Genomic DNA, 16,502 nt, shown 5'->3' on the forward strand with positions numbered 1-16,502 from the left:
AGCTGCGCGGGCAACGGGACGGTCACCGCGAGGACGAGGCGCTAAGGGCGCCAGCCAATCGTGACGTCAGAAGGAGGGAACCATGACCGACGACGGGCGACGATTCGAGATTCCGAAAGACATGCGGGCGATGGCGGAGGCAGGCTTCAACCAGGCACGTCAGACGTTCGAGAAGTTCTTGGCTGGAGCGGAGGCGACGGCCGGCTCGCTCGAACACCGCAGCACGACGGTGCGGGCCGGGGCCAAGGACATCGGCGCCAAGGTCTTGTCCTACGCTGAAAAGAACGTCCAGTCGTCGCTCGACTACGCCCAATCGCTGGTGCACGCCAAGGACCTGCCCGAGGTGCTGCGGCTGCACGGCGAATTTGTTCAGGGCCAGATGCGGTCGCTCGCCGAGCAGGCAAGCGAAATGGGGCAGGCCATCGGCAAGGTTGCGATCGACGCCACAAAGCCTAAGGCCTGACGGAACGTTCTCCGCTCCCGAAAAATCTGGAAGCGGGTGCGGCAAACAGTTCCTGATGGTGGAATTTCCGTTGCGTTGCACAAAAGCGCCACGATATAGCTCTACGCGAGGTTGTTACCTCCCAGGGGCGGTTCCTCTGCGTGATCCGAAGTGACGTCCCGATTGCCGGGACGGTCCAGTCTCAATGTTTCGAAGGATGCATGCCATGACCAATGCCACCGATCCTTTCTCCGCGTCCATCATCCCGTTCGAGGTTCCCGAGCAGATGCGCGCGTTCGCCGAAAAAGGCGTGTCCCAGGCCCGCGAGAACTACGCCAAGTTCAAGGACGCAGCGGAAACCCACAATTCGGCCATCGAGGCCTTCTTCGCCAACGCCAGCAAGGGCGCCGGCGCCTACTCGTCCAAGGTCATGGAATTCACGAAGGCCAATACCACGGCTTCGCTCGACTTCGCCCAGGAGCTGTTCGGCGTGAAGTCGCCGTCGGAGGCGATGGAGCTTTGGACGGGCTTCGCGCGCAAGCAGTTCGAGACCTTCACGGCCCAGGCCAAGGAGCTCGGCGAGCTCGGCCAGAAGGTTGCGGCCGAGACGGTTGAGCCGATCAAGGAAAGCGCCACCAAGCTGTTCAAGACGGCGGCCTGAGGGCCAGCCTCAAGTCTCGCCGGGTGCGCGGTACGGCCGTGTGCCGACATGGACGGCGGGAGATCCATGACCCGGGCGCGTTCGCGGCCGGGTTTGCTTTCTGGGGCTCGCCGTTTGCACGGGGGCTCGTTCGGGCCGAAGCGGCGTCAAAAAACGCCGTCACGGCAGGGGACTTTATCCGTTCTCGGCCTTGCCAAATTCGCCCGTTGCACCTAGTTTCCGGCCCGTTCGGACGCCCCTCGTGGGCCGTCCCATGCGGATGCAGTTGTAGCTCAGTTGGTTAGAGCGCCTGTCTGTGGAACAGGAGGTCGGTGGTTCGAGCCCACCCAACTGTACCATGGCCACGCCCATCGCTGTGCCGTTCGCAAGCTCACCTCCATCCGTGCTCCGCGCCCCATTGATCCTGCGCCGTGATTTGTAGCCCCGTCGCGACCTCTCGCGCAGGGCCGGGGCGTGGGCGCAGAGCTTTGGTCGCGGAAGCCCGAGCCCGGTCTCCGTATTTCGACGGATATATCGCCGGATCGTGCGCTCGCTTGCGGTTTTGCTGCGCCGGATCGGTAGCACGGCGTGGCGCCGTTGCTTGCGAATCCGGTCTCCTTCAATCACAGTTGGCGGCAACGAGGGGGAGGGGGCGATGAGAGGGATTGATCTCGATCCATGCATCTCTGCCGTACTGATCGCTATAGCCGCGCTGTTAGTCCCCGTAACCGCACGGGCCTATACCGCCGAGCAGGAGCAGGCGTGCACAGGCGATGCGTTCCGGCTTTGTAGTTCCGACATTCCCGATGTCGATCGTGTCACCGCCTGCATGGTCCGCCGCAAGGCCGAGCTGTCGCCGCCATGCCGCGCCCAATTCGGGCCGCCAGAGCGCCAGACAGCGTCATCGGGCCGCGCGGAGCGGCCGATGAGCATTCGTCTTGTCACCAGGAAGCCGATCACTGCGCGCGCCGGCAAATCGAAGAAGTCGACGCGACCGGACGCGACGTGAGCGATGCCGATGGCCGCATTTGGCGGCACCGGGAATGGCGGCGGTTCTCGACGCGCAGCCTCAACATGTAAATGCGATGGGGCATGACCGGATGTTGTCGAACATCGCGGCCTGATCTGCTGTTTTGCCTGCTTTGGTGTGACTCAAAAACCAATGCGTTTCGGCAATCAGGAGTTACGTCTTATCGATCGCTAAATTTATCTTCCGCGAATCAGTCCGCTGATTCATTTTCGCTGCCGGGGTCAATCTGGAGGCCAAGGTATGAACGTTATTGTTTTCGCATCGCGTAAGGGCGGTTCAGGCAAGAGCACCCTGGCCGCCCATCTCGCTGCGCAGATCAAGTCGAGCAAGTCTTGTCTGCTCATCGATGCCGACCCGCAGGGGTCGCTGACGCTTTGGCACAAGCTGCGCGGCACCAACGAGCCGCCGATCAAGACGGCCGTGAACTCGGTGAGCGCGATCGTGTCCGCCGCCCGCCGCGACGGCGTCGAATGGGTGCTGATCGATACGCCGCCGACCATCTCGGCCGTCGTCGAGGATGCGATCAAGAACGCGACCATGGTGATCATCCCGGCCCGCCCCGGCGTGTTCGACGTCAACGCGGTACAGGAGACGATCCAGACCTGCCGCGCCGCGCGCAAGCCCTACGCGGTCGTTCTCAATGGCGCGCCGGCGCGCCGCGACGATGCCGAAAGCCCGATCGTCACCATCGCCCGCGAGGCGCTGGCGAAGTTCAAGGCCCCGGTGTGGGGCGGCCAGATCACCAACCGCGCCGATCTGCTGATGGCGCTGGGCCAGGGTGAAGGCGTGCGGGAATATTATGCGGAGGGCCGGGCTGCGGCCGAGATCGCACGCCTCTGGGCTGCGATCGAGCGTTCGGTGCGGGCGATTCGCGGGACTGTGTCGGCCAACGGCGCCATGCACAAGCAGGCGGCCTGATCGCGGCATCAGATGAGGCATCGACGCGCGGTCTTCCGCGCGTTTTTTGCGTCGGGTCACACGATCTGGCGTGAGTGCCGACCTCGCGCCGCGCGAGAGGGCGCGGCGAGGTCAGGCAACCATCAGGAAATAGAAGGCGATTGCCGGCGTCAGGGTCAGGATGACGGACCAGATCCCGACCGCCCAGAGAATGTCTTCGACGCTGAACCCCTGGTGCTCAGGGTATGGATGATCCTGCAAAGCCACGACGCCCTCGCGCTCTTTGATGTTTTCAACATCCATAGCGGAACATCTTTAAACACGAGGTTGCGGACTGCGCCGCTTTTGATCGCGTTTGTTAGCTCGGATTAACCACGGAGATTCTGCTCCGGCTCCGCAGCGGTGGCGCGGCTCTGCCTGGCCGTCCCGATCGGGACGGCAAGGCAGAGCCGGCGAATAGGTTGGGGCGTGCTCAGGCAACGCGGTTCTGCGTGGTCGTCGGCTGGCGCCGCTCGATCTGCTGATCCAGCCGTGCGGCGAGGTCGTCGCCAACCTCCACCATCGGCAGCCGCACTTCGGGGCTCGCAATGACGCCGGTCCGCGCCAGCCAGTACTTGGCCGGGGCCGGGCTCGGCTCGGTGAACAGCAGCCGCGTGAGATGCTCGACCTGCGCCCAGCACGCTGCTGCCGCGTCGTGACGGCCGGCCTTTACGTGCTGCAGGATTGCGGCAAACGTCTCGGTCTCCAGATGCGCCGAGAGCAGGATGGCGCCGTCGGCACCGGCCTGCAGCGCATCGAAGCTCTGGGCGTCTTCGCCCGTCAGGATATGAAAGCCAGCGCGCCGGCGCGTGATCAGGTCGCGCGTCTGCGTGCGGTTGGCGCAGCAATCCTTGAGCCCAGCGATGGCGGGATGCTCGGCGAGCTGCAGCAACGTCTCGTTGTCGAGGCCGACCGCCGACCGATAGGGAATGTTGTAGAGCACGATCGGATGGGCGGTGCGGTCAGCCAACGCGGTGAAATGCGCCAGCAGGCCGCGCTGCGACGGACGCACGTAAGGCGGACTCGAGATCAGATAGAAGTCGATCGGCCATGACGCGGTTCGGTCGAGCGCTTCGATCACCTCGGCCGTCGCCACGCCGCCGACACCAAGACAGATCGGCAGCGACCGGCCGGTGGTGTCGAGCTCGTCCCGGACCACGCTGATCAGACGGGCGCGCTCGTCCCATGACAGCGCCAGTCCTTCGCCTGACGTGGCACCGAGCACCAGTCCATCGATCCGCTTGGCGGCGTAGTGCCGAACCAGACTGCGTAAGGATGGTTCGTCGAGCGCGCCATGGCGGAACGGCGTGATCAGGGGCAGCCAGAGGCCCTGCAATCGGGTCGTAACGTCGGTCATGGTCCATCTCCTTGGGTTGGCAGGAGCCGGAGACGGGACACGCAAAAAAAGCCCCGTCCTCGCGGCGGGGCTGGTGATGCGGCGGTGAATTCGAGAGATTCTAGCGCGCGCGTCCACATGTCCCCGGGAGGGGAGCTTTTTTCGACGACAACTTGGCGTGCGAAGACGTGGACATAAGATCTAGATGCGCGGTGCGGGCGATGCTGTCAACGCCGCATCGGGCACGACACGGAAACATTCGGCAAAAAAATAGCCGGGCCCAAATGAGCCCGGCTGGAGGTATTGGCCAAAGCGGCCGACACAATCACCTTCCAAGAGGGATTTCTGAACGCTCGCGCCACTGGAGGAGGGGGACAATGCGCAACGCCAACGCTCAGCACATCCTCAGTATGGGCTCTCGCATGGCGTCGCAGCAACCATGCAAGCCGCATGTCAGACATGCACAATCTTACGCCGGCCAGCGCTGCGCTTTGCTCACGACGAAGTCACGGAACACTTGAACGCGAGCGACCGTTTTCAATTCCTCGGGATAGACGAAGTAGGTGTCGAGCTGGATCGAATCCGACTCTCCGAACAATTGCACGAGACGGCTGTTTTCCTCGACGAGGTAGTCCGGCAGCGCGGCGATGCCGAGTCCTTGCTGGCAGGCGCGGACCAGGCCGAGAATGTTGTTGACCCTGAAATAGGCCTCGCGCGGACCGGAGCCGTTGCGGCCGGCATCGACCAGCCAGCTGCGGTTCTGGAGATGCGGCGCGACTTGGCCGTCGGCCAGCATGATGATGCGATGATCATCGAGCTCGTCGAGCGTGCGCGGCGTGCCGAAGCGCTTGACATATTCCGGTGAACAATAGGCGTGGAAGCTGATCGCGAACAGCTTGCGCTGGATCAGATCGGGCTGAGTCGGCTTGCGGGTGCGGATCGCCACGTCCGCCTCGCGCATCGACAGATCAAGCTCCTCGTCGGTGACGATCAGCGAGATCCGGATCTCCGGATAGAGGGCGGTGAATTCTCCGAGTCGCGGGATCAACCAGTTGATGCCGACGCCCGGCGTGGTCGTGATCTTCAGGTCGCCGCTCGGGCGCTCGCGGCTGTCGGTCAGCTTGGCGCGCGCCGCCTGCAGCTGCATGAAGACGTCATGCGCGGTTCGGAACAGGAGGTCGCCTTGCTCCGTCAGGATCAGCCCGCGGGCATGGCGGTGGAACAGCGAGACTGCGAGCTCCTGCTCGAGCGCGCTGACCTGGCGCGACACCGCCGATTGTGACAGCCCGAGCTGCTCCCCGGCATGCGTGAAGCTGCCTGCTTCCGCCGCTGCGTGAAACACCTTCAGCTTGTCCCAATCCATATCCGTAAATCCATCCCGTGATCGTGGCATCGTCAGTTCATTCCGCCGCGGCGCGTTCGCTCGCGGCGTGGGCGAGGAAGCGTTCGGCCTCGAGGGCGGCCATGCAGCCCATGCCGGCTGCGGTGATCGCCTGCCGATAGGTTTCATCGGCGACGTCGCCGGCCGCAAACACGCCGGGAACGGAGGTCGCGGTCGAGCCCGGCGCCACCTCGACGTAACCGGAAGGCTTCAGTTTCAGTTGCCCCGCGACCAGCTCGGTTGCCGGCGCGTGGCCGATTGCAACGAACACGCCATCGGCGGGCAGCTCGGTGAGCGCGCCGGTCTTGACGTTCTTGAGCCGGACATGCGTGACCTTGGATGGCGAGCTGGCGCCGCAGATCTCATCGAGGGCGCTGTCCCAGACGACCTTGATCTTGGGATGCTTGAACAGCCGCTCCTGCAGGATGCGCTCGGCGCGGAAATGGTCGCGCCGGTGTACGACGGTGACGGTCGATGCGAAATTGGTCAGGAACAACGCTTCCTCGACCGCGGTGTTGCCGCCGCCGACGACGACGACCTCCTTTCCGCGATAGAAGAAGCCGTCACAGGTCGCACAGGCCGAGACCCCGAAGCCCTTGAACGTCTCCTCCGACGGCAGCCCGAGCCAGCGCGCCTGGGCGCCGGTCGCCAGAATGACGGTCTCGGCGAGGTAGACGTCACCGGAGTCGCAGGTCAGGCGGAACGGACGCTGTCCCAGCTCCAGCTTGGTCACGAGGTCCGTCTTGATCTGGGCGCCGACATGCGTCGCCTGCTTTTCCATCTGCTCCATCAGCCAGGGACCCTGGATGACGTCGGCAAATCCCGGATAGTTCTCCACGTCGGTGGTGATGGTGAGCTGGCCGCCTGGCTGGATGCCCTGAATCAGCACCGGCTCCAGCATAGCTCGTGCCGCGTAGATCGCCGCCGTATAGCCAGCAGGGCCGGAACCGATGATGACGACTTTGGCATGGATCGGAGCTTGCATGTGGCCGAAGACTCGCTGGAAAAGGGAGGATTACCGACGCAGCGAGCGGAATGCGCTGAAGAAACGCTCCGAAGCCCCATCGAAAATGTCAAATCCAAGTCTAAGCCATCTGGCAAGCTATGCAAGAATTGCAACGCATCTCGGCGAATTTTCCCTTCACGAGCCGGTCAACAGGGGAAATCTAAAGCAATAAAATTGCGTGGATTGACCGGCTTGCGCTAAGAGAGTTGCCCATCGTCGCCCGGCGCCCCCTGCGCCTCCTCCTGTTCCGCCAGAGCCCACAATCCCCGTGTCCAAGAATCTTGATGAGATCGATCTCAAAATCCTGAGCGAAATTCAGGCCGACGGCAGGATCACCAATGTCGAGCTCGCCAAGCGGGTCGGCATCTCGCCGCCGCCTTGCTTGCGCCGCGTGCGGACCCTGGAGGAGGAAGGCTACATCACCGGCTACCGGGGCCTGCTCGACCCGCGCAAGCTCGGCTTCGACGTGACCGTGTTCGCCTCGGTCCACCTGTCGAGCCAGGCGGACGCCGACCTGAAGGCGTTCGAAGAGTTCGTGCGGTCCGAGCCGCTGGTGCGGGAATGCTGGATGCTGTCCGGCGAGGTGGACTTCATCCTGAAATGCGTGGCGCCGGACATGGCGACGTTTCAGGAGTTCGTGACCCACCTGACGGCGGCACCTCACGTGCGCAACGTGCGAACGTCCCTGGTGCTGCACAACTCGAAATACGAGGCGGCGGTGCCGCTCGAGGTCAAGGGACGCAGCTAGGCCCACCGCCATTCCGGGGTCGCCTCGTTCGAGGCGCCCCGGAATGACTGTGAGTGAAAGCCTACGCCTTCTTACGCAGCATCGCGTCGAGGCTGATCGGACCCCCGCCGGCCGTCGCCAGATAAAGGCATGAGAAGCAGAATGCGATTGCCGCGGTGCCGTTGTTCAGGAGCGGCAGCCACACCGGCTCACCTGTCTTGAACATGTGACCGAGGAAATAGGCGAAGGCCATCTGACCCGACAGAATGAACGCGACGGGCCGCGTGAGCAGACCCACCATCAGCAATCCGCCCAGCACGAGCTCGATCAGGCCGGCCGTATAGATGAGCGGCGGAATGTTTGCGAAATACGGAAGCACTGGAAACTTGAAGATCTTCGCCACGCCGTATTGAAACAACAACAGACCCGTGACGAAGCGAAACAGGCTGAGTACAGCCGGTTGCCATTTCGAGAACATCTGCTCCATGTCGATCATCCCCCAATCAAAGCCATCATGATGCGACGGACCGGACCCATCCTCCCGGCACGGCTCGTCGGTTCTGCACTAGCTCATTCCCGAAAGCCCGTCACCGGCGTGTGGCCTGGAGCCCGATGAATTGACCGTGTGCTGCCGAACGCCATTGTGCCGCAGTGCGGCCGGCCAAACGACGAAGGGCCGCGCCTTCGCGCAGCCCTGGTTTCGTCCGAACGGTTACAGGCACCGCTCCGGTGCCTCGGGTCCTCAGCGCCACTCGACCTTGGCGATCTCGTAGGACTTGGCGCCGCCGGGCGCCATGACCTCGACGGTAGTGCCCATCTTCTTGCCGATCAGCGCGCGCGCCAGCGGCGAGGTGATCGAGATCTTGCCCTTCTTGGCGTCCGCCTCGACCTCGCCGACGATCTGCCAGACCGTCTTCTTCTCGGTGTCCTCGTCGATCAGGGTCACCGTCGCGCCGAACTTGATCGTGTCGCCGGAGAGCTTGGTCACATCAATGATGTCGGCGCGCGCGAGCTTGTCCTCGAGCTCGGCGATGCGGCCCTCGTTGTGAGACTGCTCTTCCTTGGCGGCGTGATATTCCGCGTTCTCGGACAGGTCGCCATGCGAACGCGCTTCCGCGATATGTTCGATGATGCGCGGACGGTCCACCGATTGGCGCTGCTTGAGCTCGTTCTCCAACGCGGCGTAGCCCATCGAAGTCATGGGAACCTTTTCCACCATCTCTTCTCGTCCTTCAGTCGTGCGGGCGGGGGCGCGCACGATCAGCATCTTCAGAATAGGCCTTTGCGGCTCAAAGCAAAGCCTCAAGGCCCGGCAAGACCGTCCCGTCAAAGGCCGGTACAACATCGAACGGGGCGGCGAGTTCCTGAAAGCTTCTATTGCCGATTGTTGCCAACCGCTTAGCGGGCGTTCGCCCGCACGCTGCGATTAGTTTTCGGAAAAGTAACTCTGCAGGGTGCGGACCTCAAGGTCTCCCCCGAGATAGGCACGGATGCCTTGCGCGGCCGCCACGGCACCCGAAAGAGTGGTGTAATACGGCACTTTATGCAAGAGGGCAGCGCGCCGCAGCGAGCGGCTGTCGGCCAGCGCCTGCGGGCCTTCGGTGGTGTTGAAGACCAGCTGGATGTCGCCGTTGGTGATGGCGTCCACGATGTGCGGCCGGCCTTCCAGCACCTTGTTGATCTTCTCGGTCGGCACGCCCTGGTCGGTCAGGAAGCGCTGGGTCCCGGAAGTCGCTACCACCTTGAAGCCGAGTTCGTGCAGCATCCGCACCACCTCGGTGATGCGCGCCTTGTCGCTTTCACGCACCGACACGAACACCGTTCCTTTGCGCGGCACGCGTGTGCCGCCCCCGAGCTGGCTCTTGGCGAACGCCACGGCGAACGAGCGGTCGATGCCCATCACCTCGCCGGTGGAGCGCATCTCCGGGCCGAGCACGGTGTCGACGCCGGGGAAGCGGGCGAACGGGAAGACCGATTCCTTCACCCCGACATGCTTGAGCGCGCGCTTGGTCAGCCCGAAATCGGCGAGCTTCTCGCCCGCCATGATCCGGGCCGCGATCTTGGCGACCGGCGTGCCGACCACCTTGGCGACGAAGGGCACCGTGCGCGAGGCGCGCGGATTGACCTCGAGCACGTAGATCGTGCCGTCCTTGATCGCATATTGCACGTTCATCAGGCCGACGACGTCGAGCCCGAGCGCCAGCTCGCGGGTCTGCCGCTCAAGCTCGGCGATGGTCGCCTCGTCGAGCGAATGCGGCGGCAGCGAGCAGGCGGAATCGCCGGAATGGATGCCAGCCTCCTCGATGTGCTCCATGATGCCGACGATGAAGGTGTCCTTGCCGTCGGAAAGGCAGTCCACATCGATCTCGGTGGCGTCCGACAGGTAGCGGTCGAACAGCAGCGGGTTCTTGCCCAGCACCGTGTTGATCTGGCCGGTCTTGTCGTTGGGATAGCGCGCCTTGACGTCGGCCGGCACCAGCTCCGGCAGGGTGCCGAGCAGGTAGTCGCTGAGCTGGTTGTCCTCGCGGATGATCTGCATCGCGCGGCCGCCGAGCACATAGGATGGGCGCACCACCAGCGGCAGGCCGAGATCGGCCGCCACCAGGCGCGCCTGCTCGACCGAATAGGCGATGCCGTTCTTCGGCTGCTTCAGATGCAGCTTGTCGAGGATGCGCTTGAAGCGGTCGCGGTCCTCGGCCAGGTCGATGGCTTCCGGCGAGGTGCCGAGGATCGGTACCTCGGCGGCTTCGAGCGCGCGCGCGAGCTTCAGCGGCGTCTGGCCGCCGAACTGCACGATGACGCCATGCACGGTGCCGTTCTTGCGCTCGGTGGCGATGATCTCGAGCACGTCCTCGGCCGTCAGCGGCTCGAAATACAGCCGGTCGGCGGTGTCGTAGTCGGTCGAGACCGTCTCCGGATTGCAGTTGACCATGATGGTCTCGTAGCCGGCATCGGCCAGCGCGAAACAGGCATGGCAGCAGCAATAGTCGAACTCGATGCCCTGGCCGATCCGGTTCGGGCCGCCGCCGAGAATGATCACCTTCTTCTTGTCCGACGGCGCGCTCTCGTCGCCGAGAGCGCCGGCAAACGGCGTCTCATAGCTCGAATACATGTAGGCGGTCGGCGAAGCGAACTCCGCTGCGCAGGTGTCGATTCGCTTGAACGCCGGACGGACGCCGAGCGCCTGCCGCTTGGCGGCGACCTCGGCTTCGGTGGTGTTGGCGAGCACCGCGAGCCGCGCGTCGGAGAAGCCCATCGCCTTCAGCGTGCGCATGCCGCTGGCATTCGGCGGCAGGCCATGACGGCGAACCTTGTCCTCCATCTCGACGATGCCGCGCATCTGCGCCAGGAACCACGGATCGATCTTGCAGGAGTTGAAGATGTCCTCGTCCGACCAGCCGAGGCGCATCGCCTGCGCCACCTGGAGCAGGCGGTTCGGGGTCGGCGTGCCCAGGGCGGCGCGGATCGCATTCTTGTCATCGCCGCGGCCGAGCCCCTCGATGTCGATCTCGTCGAGGCCGGTGAGGCCCGTCTCCAGGCCGCGCAGCGCCTTTTGCAGGCTTTCCTGGAAGGTGCGGCCGATCGCCATGACTTCGCCGACCGACTTCATCGAGGTCGTCAAGGTGGTCGAGGCGCCCGGGAATTTCTCGAAGGCAAAGCGGGGGATCTTGGTGACGACGTAGTCGATCGTCGGCTCGAACGAGGCCGGGGTCGCGCCGCCGGTGATGTCGTTGGCGATCTCGTCCAGCGTGTAGCCGACCGCGAGCTTGGCCGCGACCTTGGCGATCGGGAAGCCGGTCGCCTTGGAGGCCAAGGCCGAGGAGCGCGACACGCGCGGATTCATCTCGATCACGACCATGCGGCCGTCGGCCGGGTTGACGCCGAACTGCACGTTGGAGCCGCCGGTCTCGACGCCGATCTCGCGCAGCACCGCCAGCGAGGCGTCGCGCATGATCTGATATTCCTTGTCGGTCAGCGTCAACGCCGGCGCCACCGTGATCGAGTCGCCGGTGTGCACGCCCATCGGATCGAGGTTCTCGATCGAGCAGACGATGATGCAGTTGTCGTGTTTGTCGCGGACGACCTCCATCTCGTACTCCTTCCACCCGAGCACCGATTCCTCGATCAGCACTTCGTTGGTGGGGGAGGCATCGAGACCGCGCTCGATGATGTCGAGATATTCTTCCTTGTTGTAGGCGATGCCGCCGCCGGTGCCGCCCATGGTGAAGGAGGGACGGATAATCGCGGGCAGGCCGATCTCGGACAGCGCCATCAGCGCCTGTCCCAGCGCATGCTCCTGATAGCGCTTGCGGCGCTCGTTCTCGCCGAGCGTCCATTGCCGGTCGAGCTCGTCGCGCGCGGCGCCCGACAGCGTCTCGCGCTCGGCCAAGTATTTGTCGCGATACTGCTTCTTCAGCGCCGACGCATTGGCGAGCCGCGACTTCGGCGTCTGCAGCCCGATCTTCTCCATCGCATTGCGGAACAGCTGGCGGTCCTCGGCCTTGTCGATCGCGTCAGCCGTCGCGCCGATCATTTCGACGTCGAACTTCTCCAGTGTCCCCTGCCGGCGCAGCGACAGCGCGCAGTTCAGCGCGGTCTGCCCGCCCATGGTCGGCAGCAGTGCGAAGCCGCCGGGGATGACGTGGCGTTCCTTCTCGATGATCTTGGCGACGATCTCCGGCGTGATCGGCTCGATATAGGTCGCATCGGCCAATTCCGGATCGGTCATGATCGTGGCCGGATTGGAATTGACGAGGACGACGCGATAGCCCTCCTCCTTCAGCGCCTTCACCGCCTGCGTACCGGAATAGTCGAATTCGCAGGCCTGGCCGATCACGATCGGACCGGCGCCAATGATCAGGATGGTCGAGATGTCGGTTCGTTTCGGCATTCAAGCTCACGGGCAAGAAACGGGCAGGAATTGGGCACAAAAAAAGGGCGCGCGTGCCGCGCGTCCCCGAAGGCCAAGGCGCGACCATTGCTCGCGCGCGAGCGGTCTTTAGACCAGTTTCCTCTGAGCGAAAAGGGTTTTGGGCCGAAATCAACGGCCAATTTGGCCGAAGAGGGTCTGAGGGGCGCGGCGCCGTCGCTGGCTCGCCGAGCCGAAGCTGCGCGGCAGCGACGGCTGGAGGCCCGGCCTGGACTTGAACCAGGTTCAAGAGCGTTGCACCGCTCTTCGCGTCGTAGCTTCCGCCACCGGGCCGGGGGTGATCTTACCTCTCACGGCCGCGTGAGCCAGCCCGTGTTTCAGTTAACCCTAATCCGGTTGCTCGATGTTGGGCCACCGCGTGGGCTGGTCGGGTCGGCCGGTCACACGGTTCCCATTGCCGGCTGCGCCACGAAGGTCATGCGCCAGGGATTGTGGCCGATATTCTTCGGCGCCCGGACGGCAGTGAGGCCGGCCTTCTTCAGCCGTGCCAGGATCTCGGCCTCGCTGTAGCGCTGCAGGCCGACCTTGGTCCGCAACTGCCGGTAATCGGACAGGGCAGTGGCGACCAGCCCGACCAGGGCATCCTTGAGGAAGCCGTCCCGCGCCGCGAACATCAGCAGCGCGAGCACGTCACGGCCCATGCCGACGTCCGGACGCAGGACGTCGCCGAGGACGAACTTTCCCGACGGCTTCAGCAGCCGCTTGATCACGGCCAGGGCTGCATCGAATTCCGCCTCGCTCATGTACTGGGCCACGGAGTTCATGACCACGAGGTCGATCGAGCCTTCCTGCATGTTGCGCAGCTCGTCCAGCGACCGCACGCGGATCTTGGTGTTGGGGGCGAAGCGCGCGATCAGCCGGCCGCGCACGCCCGGCGCCGGCTCGGCCAGGATGAGCGTCATGCAGGCGTCGGCGACCTTCGCGGCCGACAGGGCCTCTCCGCAGGAATAGTCGAGAACGACCGCGTCGGGCGAGGGAATATAGCCGACGATGTCGCGCGCGATCCCCTCGAAGTGCAGGTCGCGATGCAGCTTGCTCGCATAGATCGTGTGCGTGGAATCGTAATAATCGATCCAGTCGTCCATGGCGGGTTCCGGCAAACACAGTTCCTTGATCGGAACTGGAGGGGTCAGCGAGCGTTAACGGGTCCGATCATCCGTGTCCATCGCTGCTTCTAACAGGAAGGCCAAGCCGTGAGTAAAGCAAAGACCGACAAGACCGCCCCCGAGCTCGATACCCCGACCGATCTGTCCCCGGATGCCGTGAACAAGATCTCGACGGCATTGAACACGCTGCTTGCGGACGCCTTTGCGCTCTATCTGAAGACCAAGAACTTCCACTGGCACGTCAGCGGACGGCATTTCCATGACTACCACGAGATGCTCGACGAGCAGTCGGACGCGATCTTTGCCACCACGGACCAGCTCGCCGAGCGCGTGCGCAAGCTCGGTGGCACCACGCTGAAATCGATCAGCCAGATCAGCAAGCTGCAGACCATCAAGGACAACAACGAGGAGTATGTGCCGCCGCGCGAGATGTTGCGGGAGTTGATGGAGGACAACAAGCACGTCGCGGCTGCGATGCGGAAAGCGCACGGGCTGTGCGACGACAATGACGATCCCGCCACCGCGGGATTGCTGGAGACCTTCATCGACGAGACCGAGCGCCGCACTTGGTTCTTGTTCGAAGCCAGCCGCCAGGAAGGCAGCAACGCGGCATAGGCGGGCCCGCGTCGAGTTGAGGTCCCGGGCGCGCTGCGAGGACGTGGCGCGCCGGTCCGGCCTCGATGCCGGCCTCCGGCTCATACCATGCCAGGCTATGCGGAGTGGCCGAGTGCCGACCAGCTCCGATAGATCATGTAAGCTGCCACCACGAACACCACCGTGGCAAACAGCTTGTTCAAGGTGCCGCGTGTACCGGACAGGCGAGCCGCCAGCTTCGCACCGACCAGGCCACCGGCGATGCCGGCGACGAGAAAGGTCGCCGCCAGCGCCCAGTCGACCAGTCCCGACAGCGCGTAGTTTGCTGCGGTCGTCAGTCCGAACGCCGTGACGGACACGAGCGAGGAGCCGATCGCGTAGAGGATCGGCATGCCCGTCGCAAACATCAGAGCCGGAACGATCAGGAAGCCGCCGCCGATGCCGAAGAAGCCGGACAGTGTTCCCGTGCCGAAACCGAATGCCAATAGCGGCAGCAGATTGTCGCGCGAAAGCTTGACGTCCAGCTGGCTGTTCGTGCCGCGCCTGCGCAGCATCAACAGGCCGATCACGATCATGACCAGGGCGAACAGCAGCAGCAGCTTCTGACCGTCGACCATCTTGCCGAGCGTCGAGCCAGCGAAGGCGCCGACCACGCCCGTTGCAGCAAACACCAGCGCGCAAGGCCATTTGACGTTCCCGGAGCCGGCATGATTGGCGAGATTGGCCGCCGCGTTGATCGCCACGGCGACCGCGCTCGTGCCGATCGCGACGTGGGGATTGCCGACGCCGACCAGATACACCATGAGCGGCACGGCCAGCACCGATCCGCCCCCGCCGATCAGGCCGAGCGTGAATCCGACGAAAGAGCCGGACAGCGAGCCGAGCGCAAGCTGGGCAGCGGACAAGGTCATCCTGCGATGCTCCGGAGTGGCGTGCCGCGCCGGTGCCCGGCCGTTGCCAAATGGGAAAGCCGAGCCGCGACGTCTGCCGCGTGGTCGGTGGGGCGAGGGGTGCCCTAGAGTGCGTTGAGCGGGACTTTCAGGAAGCGCCGGCCGTCCTGATCGGGCGTCGGCAGCCGTCCCGCCTTCATGTTCACCTGCAGGGAGGGGATGATCAGCTTGGGCATGTCCAAGGTGCGGTCGCGCGCCTCGCGGGCGGCGACGAACTGATCCTCGGTGATGCCGTCGCGGACGTGGATGTTGTGCGCGCGCTGCTCGGCCACCGTCGTTTCCCAGCGGATGTCGCGGCCGTTTGGACCGTAGTCGTGGCACATGAACAGCCGCGTCGCGTCAGGCAGCTCCAGCACCCGGCGGATCGAGCGATACAGCGTGCGGGCATCGCCGCCAGGAAAGTCGGCGCGTGCCGAGCCGCCGTCCGGCATGAATAGCGTGTCGCCGACGAAGGCGGCGTCTCCGATCACATGAGTCATGCAGGCCGGCGTGTGCCCCGGCGTATGCATGGCGAAGGCGGTGATTGCGCCGATCCGGTAGGTGTCGCCATCATGGAACAGGCGGTCGAACTGGCTGCCGTCGCGCTGAAACTCGGTGCCTTCGTTGAAGATCTTGCCGAACGTCTCCTGCACCATCCTGATGTTGGCGCCGATGCCGATCCTGCCGCCCAGCCTTGACTGGATGTAGGGCGCCGCCGACAGATGATCGGCATGGACATGGGTCTCGATCAGCCAGTCCAGTTGCCAGCCGCGATCCTCGATCAGGCGAATGATCTCGTCGGCCGAATGCGGCGCGATGCGCCCCGATGCATAGTCGATGTCCATGACCGAATCGATCACCGCGCAGGCCCGCGAGTCTGGGTCCTTGACCACATAGCTGACGGTGTTGGTGGCGCGATCGAAGAACGGTGTGACCTCGGGTTTCACTGACAGGTCGACCGGATGTGGAATGCCGGACATTCAAGCCTCCCTCATTCTGAAGCGACTGCGGCGAGCGAGGGCCGGCGGCTCGCGAGCATGCGGGCTGCGGCCATTCCGATCATCATGGCCGTGACGAACAGGACGATGGCAGGCGAGCCGTAGCCGAGCGCCACGAAGGCCGGGCCCGGGCAGATGCCGGCGAGGCCCCAGCCGATGCCGAAGATCGCAGGGCCGGTTGCGATCCGCCAATCCAGCGTCTGCGAGGATGGCAGGTGGAATTGCTCACCGAGGACGGGACGCCGGCGCCGGAAAACCAGTCGGAAGCCGGCGAAGCTGACCCCCACCGCTCCAGCCATCACGAGGATCAGGCTCGGATCCCAGCCGCCGAAGCGGATCGCCGCGAAATCGAGGAAGTTGAGCACCTTCTCTGGATTGGACATGCCGGAGAGCAGCAGCCCGAGTCCGAAGATGAGGCCGACGGTGAACTGGACGAAAATGATCATG

The 16,502-nt window shown here is 64.3% G+C and carries 17 protein-coding genes and 2 tRNA genes; 7 read left to right on the plus strand and 12 right to left on the minus strand.

Annotation, left to right across the window (positions count from 1 at the left end; all coding sequences use genetic code 11):
* Positions 1-82 precede the first annotated feature (82 nt).
* From QW861_RS24260 to QW861_RS24280, 5 genes are all read left to right on the plus strand, one after another.
* Positions 83-463, plus strand: coding sequence for a phasin family protein (locus QW861_RS24260; RefSeq protein WP_315755002.1), 381 nt, complete (start codon positions 83-85; stop codon positions 461-463).
* 205 nt (positions 464-668) lie between these two features.
* Positions 669-1,103, plus strand: a complete 435-nt coding sequence (locus QW861_RS24265; protein ID WP_315755004.1) for a phasin — start codon at positions 669-671, stop codon at positions 1,101-1,103.
* A gap of 261 nt (positions 1,104-1,364) precedes the next feature.
* Positions 1,365-1,441 (plus strand) — tRNA-His (locus QW861_RS24270).
* 296 nt (positions 1,442-1,737) lie between these two features.
* The gene (locus QW861_RS24275) at positions 1,738-2,091 is read left to right on the plus strand and encodes a hypothetical protein (protein WP_316186056.1); all 354 of its coding nucleotides are present in this window, start codon (positions 1,738-1,740) and stop codon (positions 2,089-2,091) included.
* A 261-nt stretch (positions 2,092-2,352) separates the two neighbouring features.
* Entirely contained in the window at positions 2,353-3,030 is a 678-nt protein-coding gene (locus QW861_RS24280) for a ParA family protein (protein ID WP_231327589.1), read from the plus strand.
* Between the two features lie 111 nt (positions 3,031-3,141).
* Here QW861_RS24280 and QW861_RS24285 read toward each other — a convergent pair whose 3' ends face one another.
* The 4 genes from QW861_RS24285 to trxB all read right to left on the minus strand — a co-directional run bounded on the left by QW861_RS24285 (position 3,142) and on the right by trxB (position 6,750).
* The gene (locus QW861_RS24285) at positions 3,142-3,312 is read right to left on the minus strand and encodes a hypothetical protein (protein ID WP_315717524.1); all 171 of its coding nucleotides are present in this window, start codon (positions 3,310-3,312) and stop codon (positions 3,142-3,144) included.
* 169 nt (positions 3,313-3,481) lie between these two features.
* Positions 3,482-4,405, minus strand: a complete 924-nt coding sequence (dapA, locus tag QW861_RS24290) for a 4-hydroxy-tetrahydrodipicolinate synthase (RefSeq protein WP_315754628.1) — start codon at positions 4,403-4,405, stop codon at positions 3,482-3,484.
* Between the two features lie 448 nt (positions 4,406-4,853).
* A complete protein-coding gene (locus QW861_RS24295) occupies positions 4,854-5,777 on the minus strand; it encodes a LysR family transcriptional regulator (RefSeq protein WP_315717522.1) in 924 nt (307 codons plus the stop codon).
* Between the two features lie 7 nt (positions 5,778-5,784).
* Positions 5,785-6,750, minus strand: coding sequence for a thioredoxin-disulfide reductase (gene trxB / locus QW861_RS24300; protein WP_315717521.1), 966 nt, complete (start codon positions 6,748-6,750; stop codon positions 5,785-5,787).
* 289 nt (positions 6,751-7,039) lie between these two features.
* Between trxB and QW861_RS24305 the strand changes: the two genes are divergently transcribed.
* Positions 7,040-7,519 (plus strand): Lrp/AsnC family transcriptional regulator, encoded by a 480-nt coding sequence (locus tag QW861_RS24305; RefSeq protein WP_015664493.1) that lies wholly within the window; start codon positions 7,040-7,042, stop codon positions 7,517-7,519.
* Between the two features lie 61 nt (positions 7,520-7,580).
* Here QW861_RS24305 and QW861_RS24310 read toward each other — a convergent pair whose 3' ends face one another.
* The 5 genes from QW861_RS24310 to QW861_RS24330 form a co-directional block, all read right to left on the minus strand.
* Positions 7,581-7,985: a DoxX family protein gene (locus QW861_RS24310; protein WP_315717520.1), complete on the minus strand. Its 405-nt coding sequence runs from the start codon at positions 7,983-7,985 to the stop codon at positions 7,581-7,583.
* Positions 7,986-8,240: 255 nt separating this feature from the next.
* Positions 8,241-8,717 (minus strand): transcription elongation factor GreA, encoded by a 477-nt coding sequence (gene greA, locus QW861_RS24315; RefSeq protein ID WP_315717519.1) that lies wholly within the window; start codon positions 8,715-8,717, stop codon positions 8,241-8,243.
* A gap of 207 nt (positions 8,718-8,924) precedes the next feature.
* Complete coding sequence (gene carB / locus QW861_RS24320) at positions 8,925-12,389, minus strand: carbamoyl-phosphate synthase large subunit (protein ID WP_315717518.1); 3,465 nt, start codon at positions 12,387-12,389, stop codon at positions 8,925-8,927.
* A gap of 235 nt (positions 12,390-12,624) precedes the next feature.
* Positions 12,625-12,701, minus strand: a tRNA-OTHER gene (locus QW861_RS24325).
* Positions 12,702-12,808: 107 nt separating this feature from the next.
* Positions 12,809-13,513, minus strand: coding sequence for a class I SAM-dependent methyltransferase (locus QW861_RS24330; RefSeq protein ID WP_315754623.1), 705 nt, complete (start codon positions 13,511-13,513; stop codon positions 12,809-12,811).
* A gap of 108 nt (positions 13,514-13,621) precedes the next feature.
* Between QW861_RS24330 and QW861_RS24335 the strand changes: the two genes are divergently transcribed.
* Complete coding sequence (locus QW861_RS24335; RefSeq protein ID WP_315717516.1) at positions 13,622-14,149, plus strand: DNA starvation/stationary phase protection protein; 528 nt, start codon at positions 13,622-13,624, stop codon at positions 14,147-14,149.
* A 95-nt stretch (positions 14,150-14,244) separates the two neighbouring features.
* Here QW861_RS24335 and QW861_RS24340 read toward each other — a convergent pair whose 3' ends face one another.
* The 3 genes from QW861_RS24340 to QW861_RS24350 form a co-directional block, all read right to left on the minus strand.
* Positions 14,245-15,039: a sulfite exporter TauE/SafE family protein gene (locus QW861_RS24340; protein WP_315754621.1), complete on the minus strand. Its 795-nt coding sequence runs from the start codon at positions 15,037-15,039 to the stop codon at positions 14,245-14,247.
* 104 nt (positions 15,040-15,143) lie between these two features.
* Positions 15,144-16,037: an MBL fold metallo-hydrolase gene (locus tag QW861_RS24345; RefSeq protein WP_315754619.1), complete on the minus strand. Its 894-nt coding sequence runs from the start codon at positions 16,035-16,037 to the stop codon at positions 15,144-15,146.
* An 11-nt stretch (positions 16,038-16,048) separates the two neighbouring features.
* Positions 16,049-16,501, minus strand: coding sequence for a DUF6691 family protein (locus QW861_RS24350; RefSeq protein ID WP_315754617.1), 453 nt, complete (start codon positions 16,499-16,501; stop codon positions 16,049-16,051).
* Between the last annotated feature and the right edge of the window lies 1 nt (position 16,502).

Source organism: Bradyrhizobium sp. SZCCHNRI1029 (genome assembly GCF_032487555.1).
In the GTDB taxonomy this organism is placed as follows: domain Bacteria; phylum Pseudomonadota; class Alphaproteobacteria; order Rhizobiales; family Xanthobacteraceae; genus Bradyrhizobium.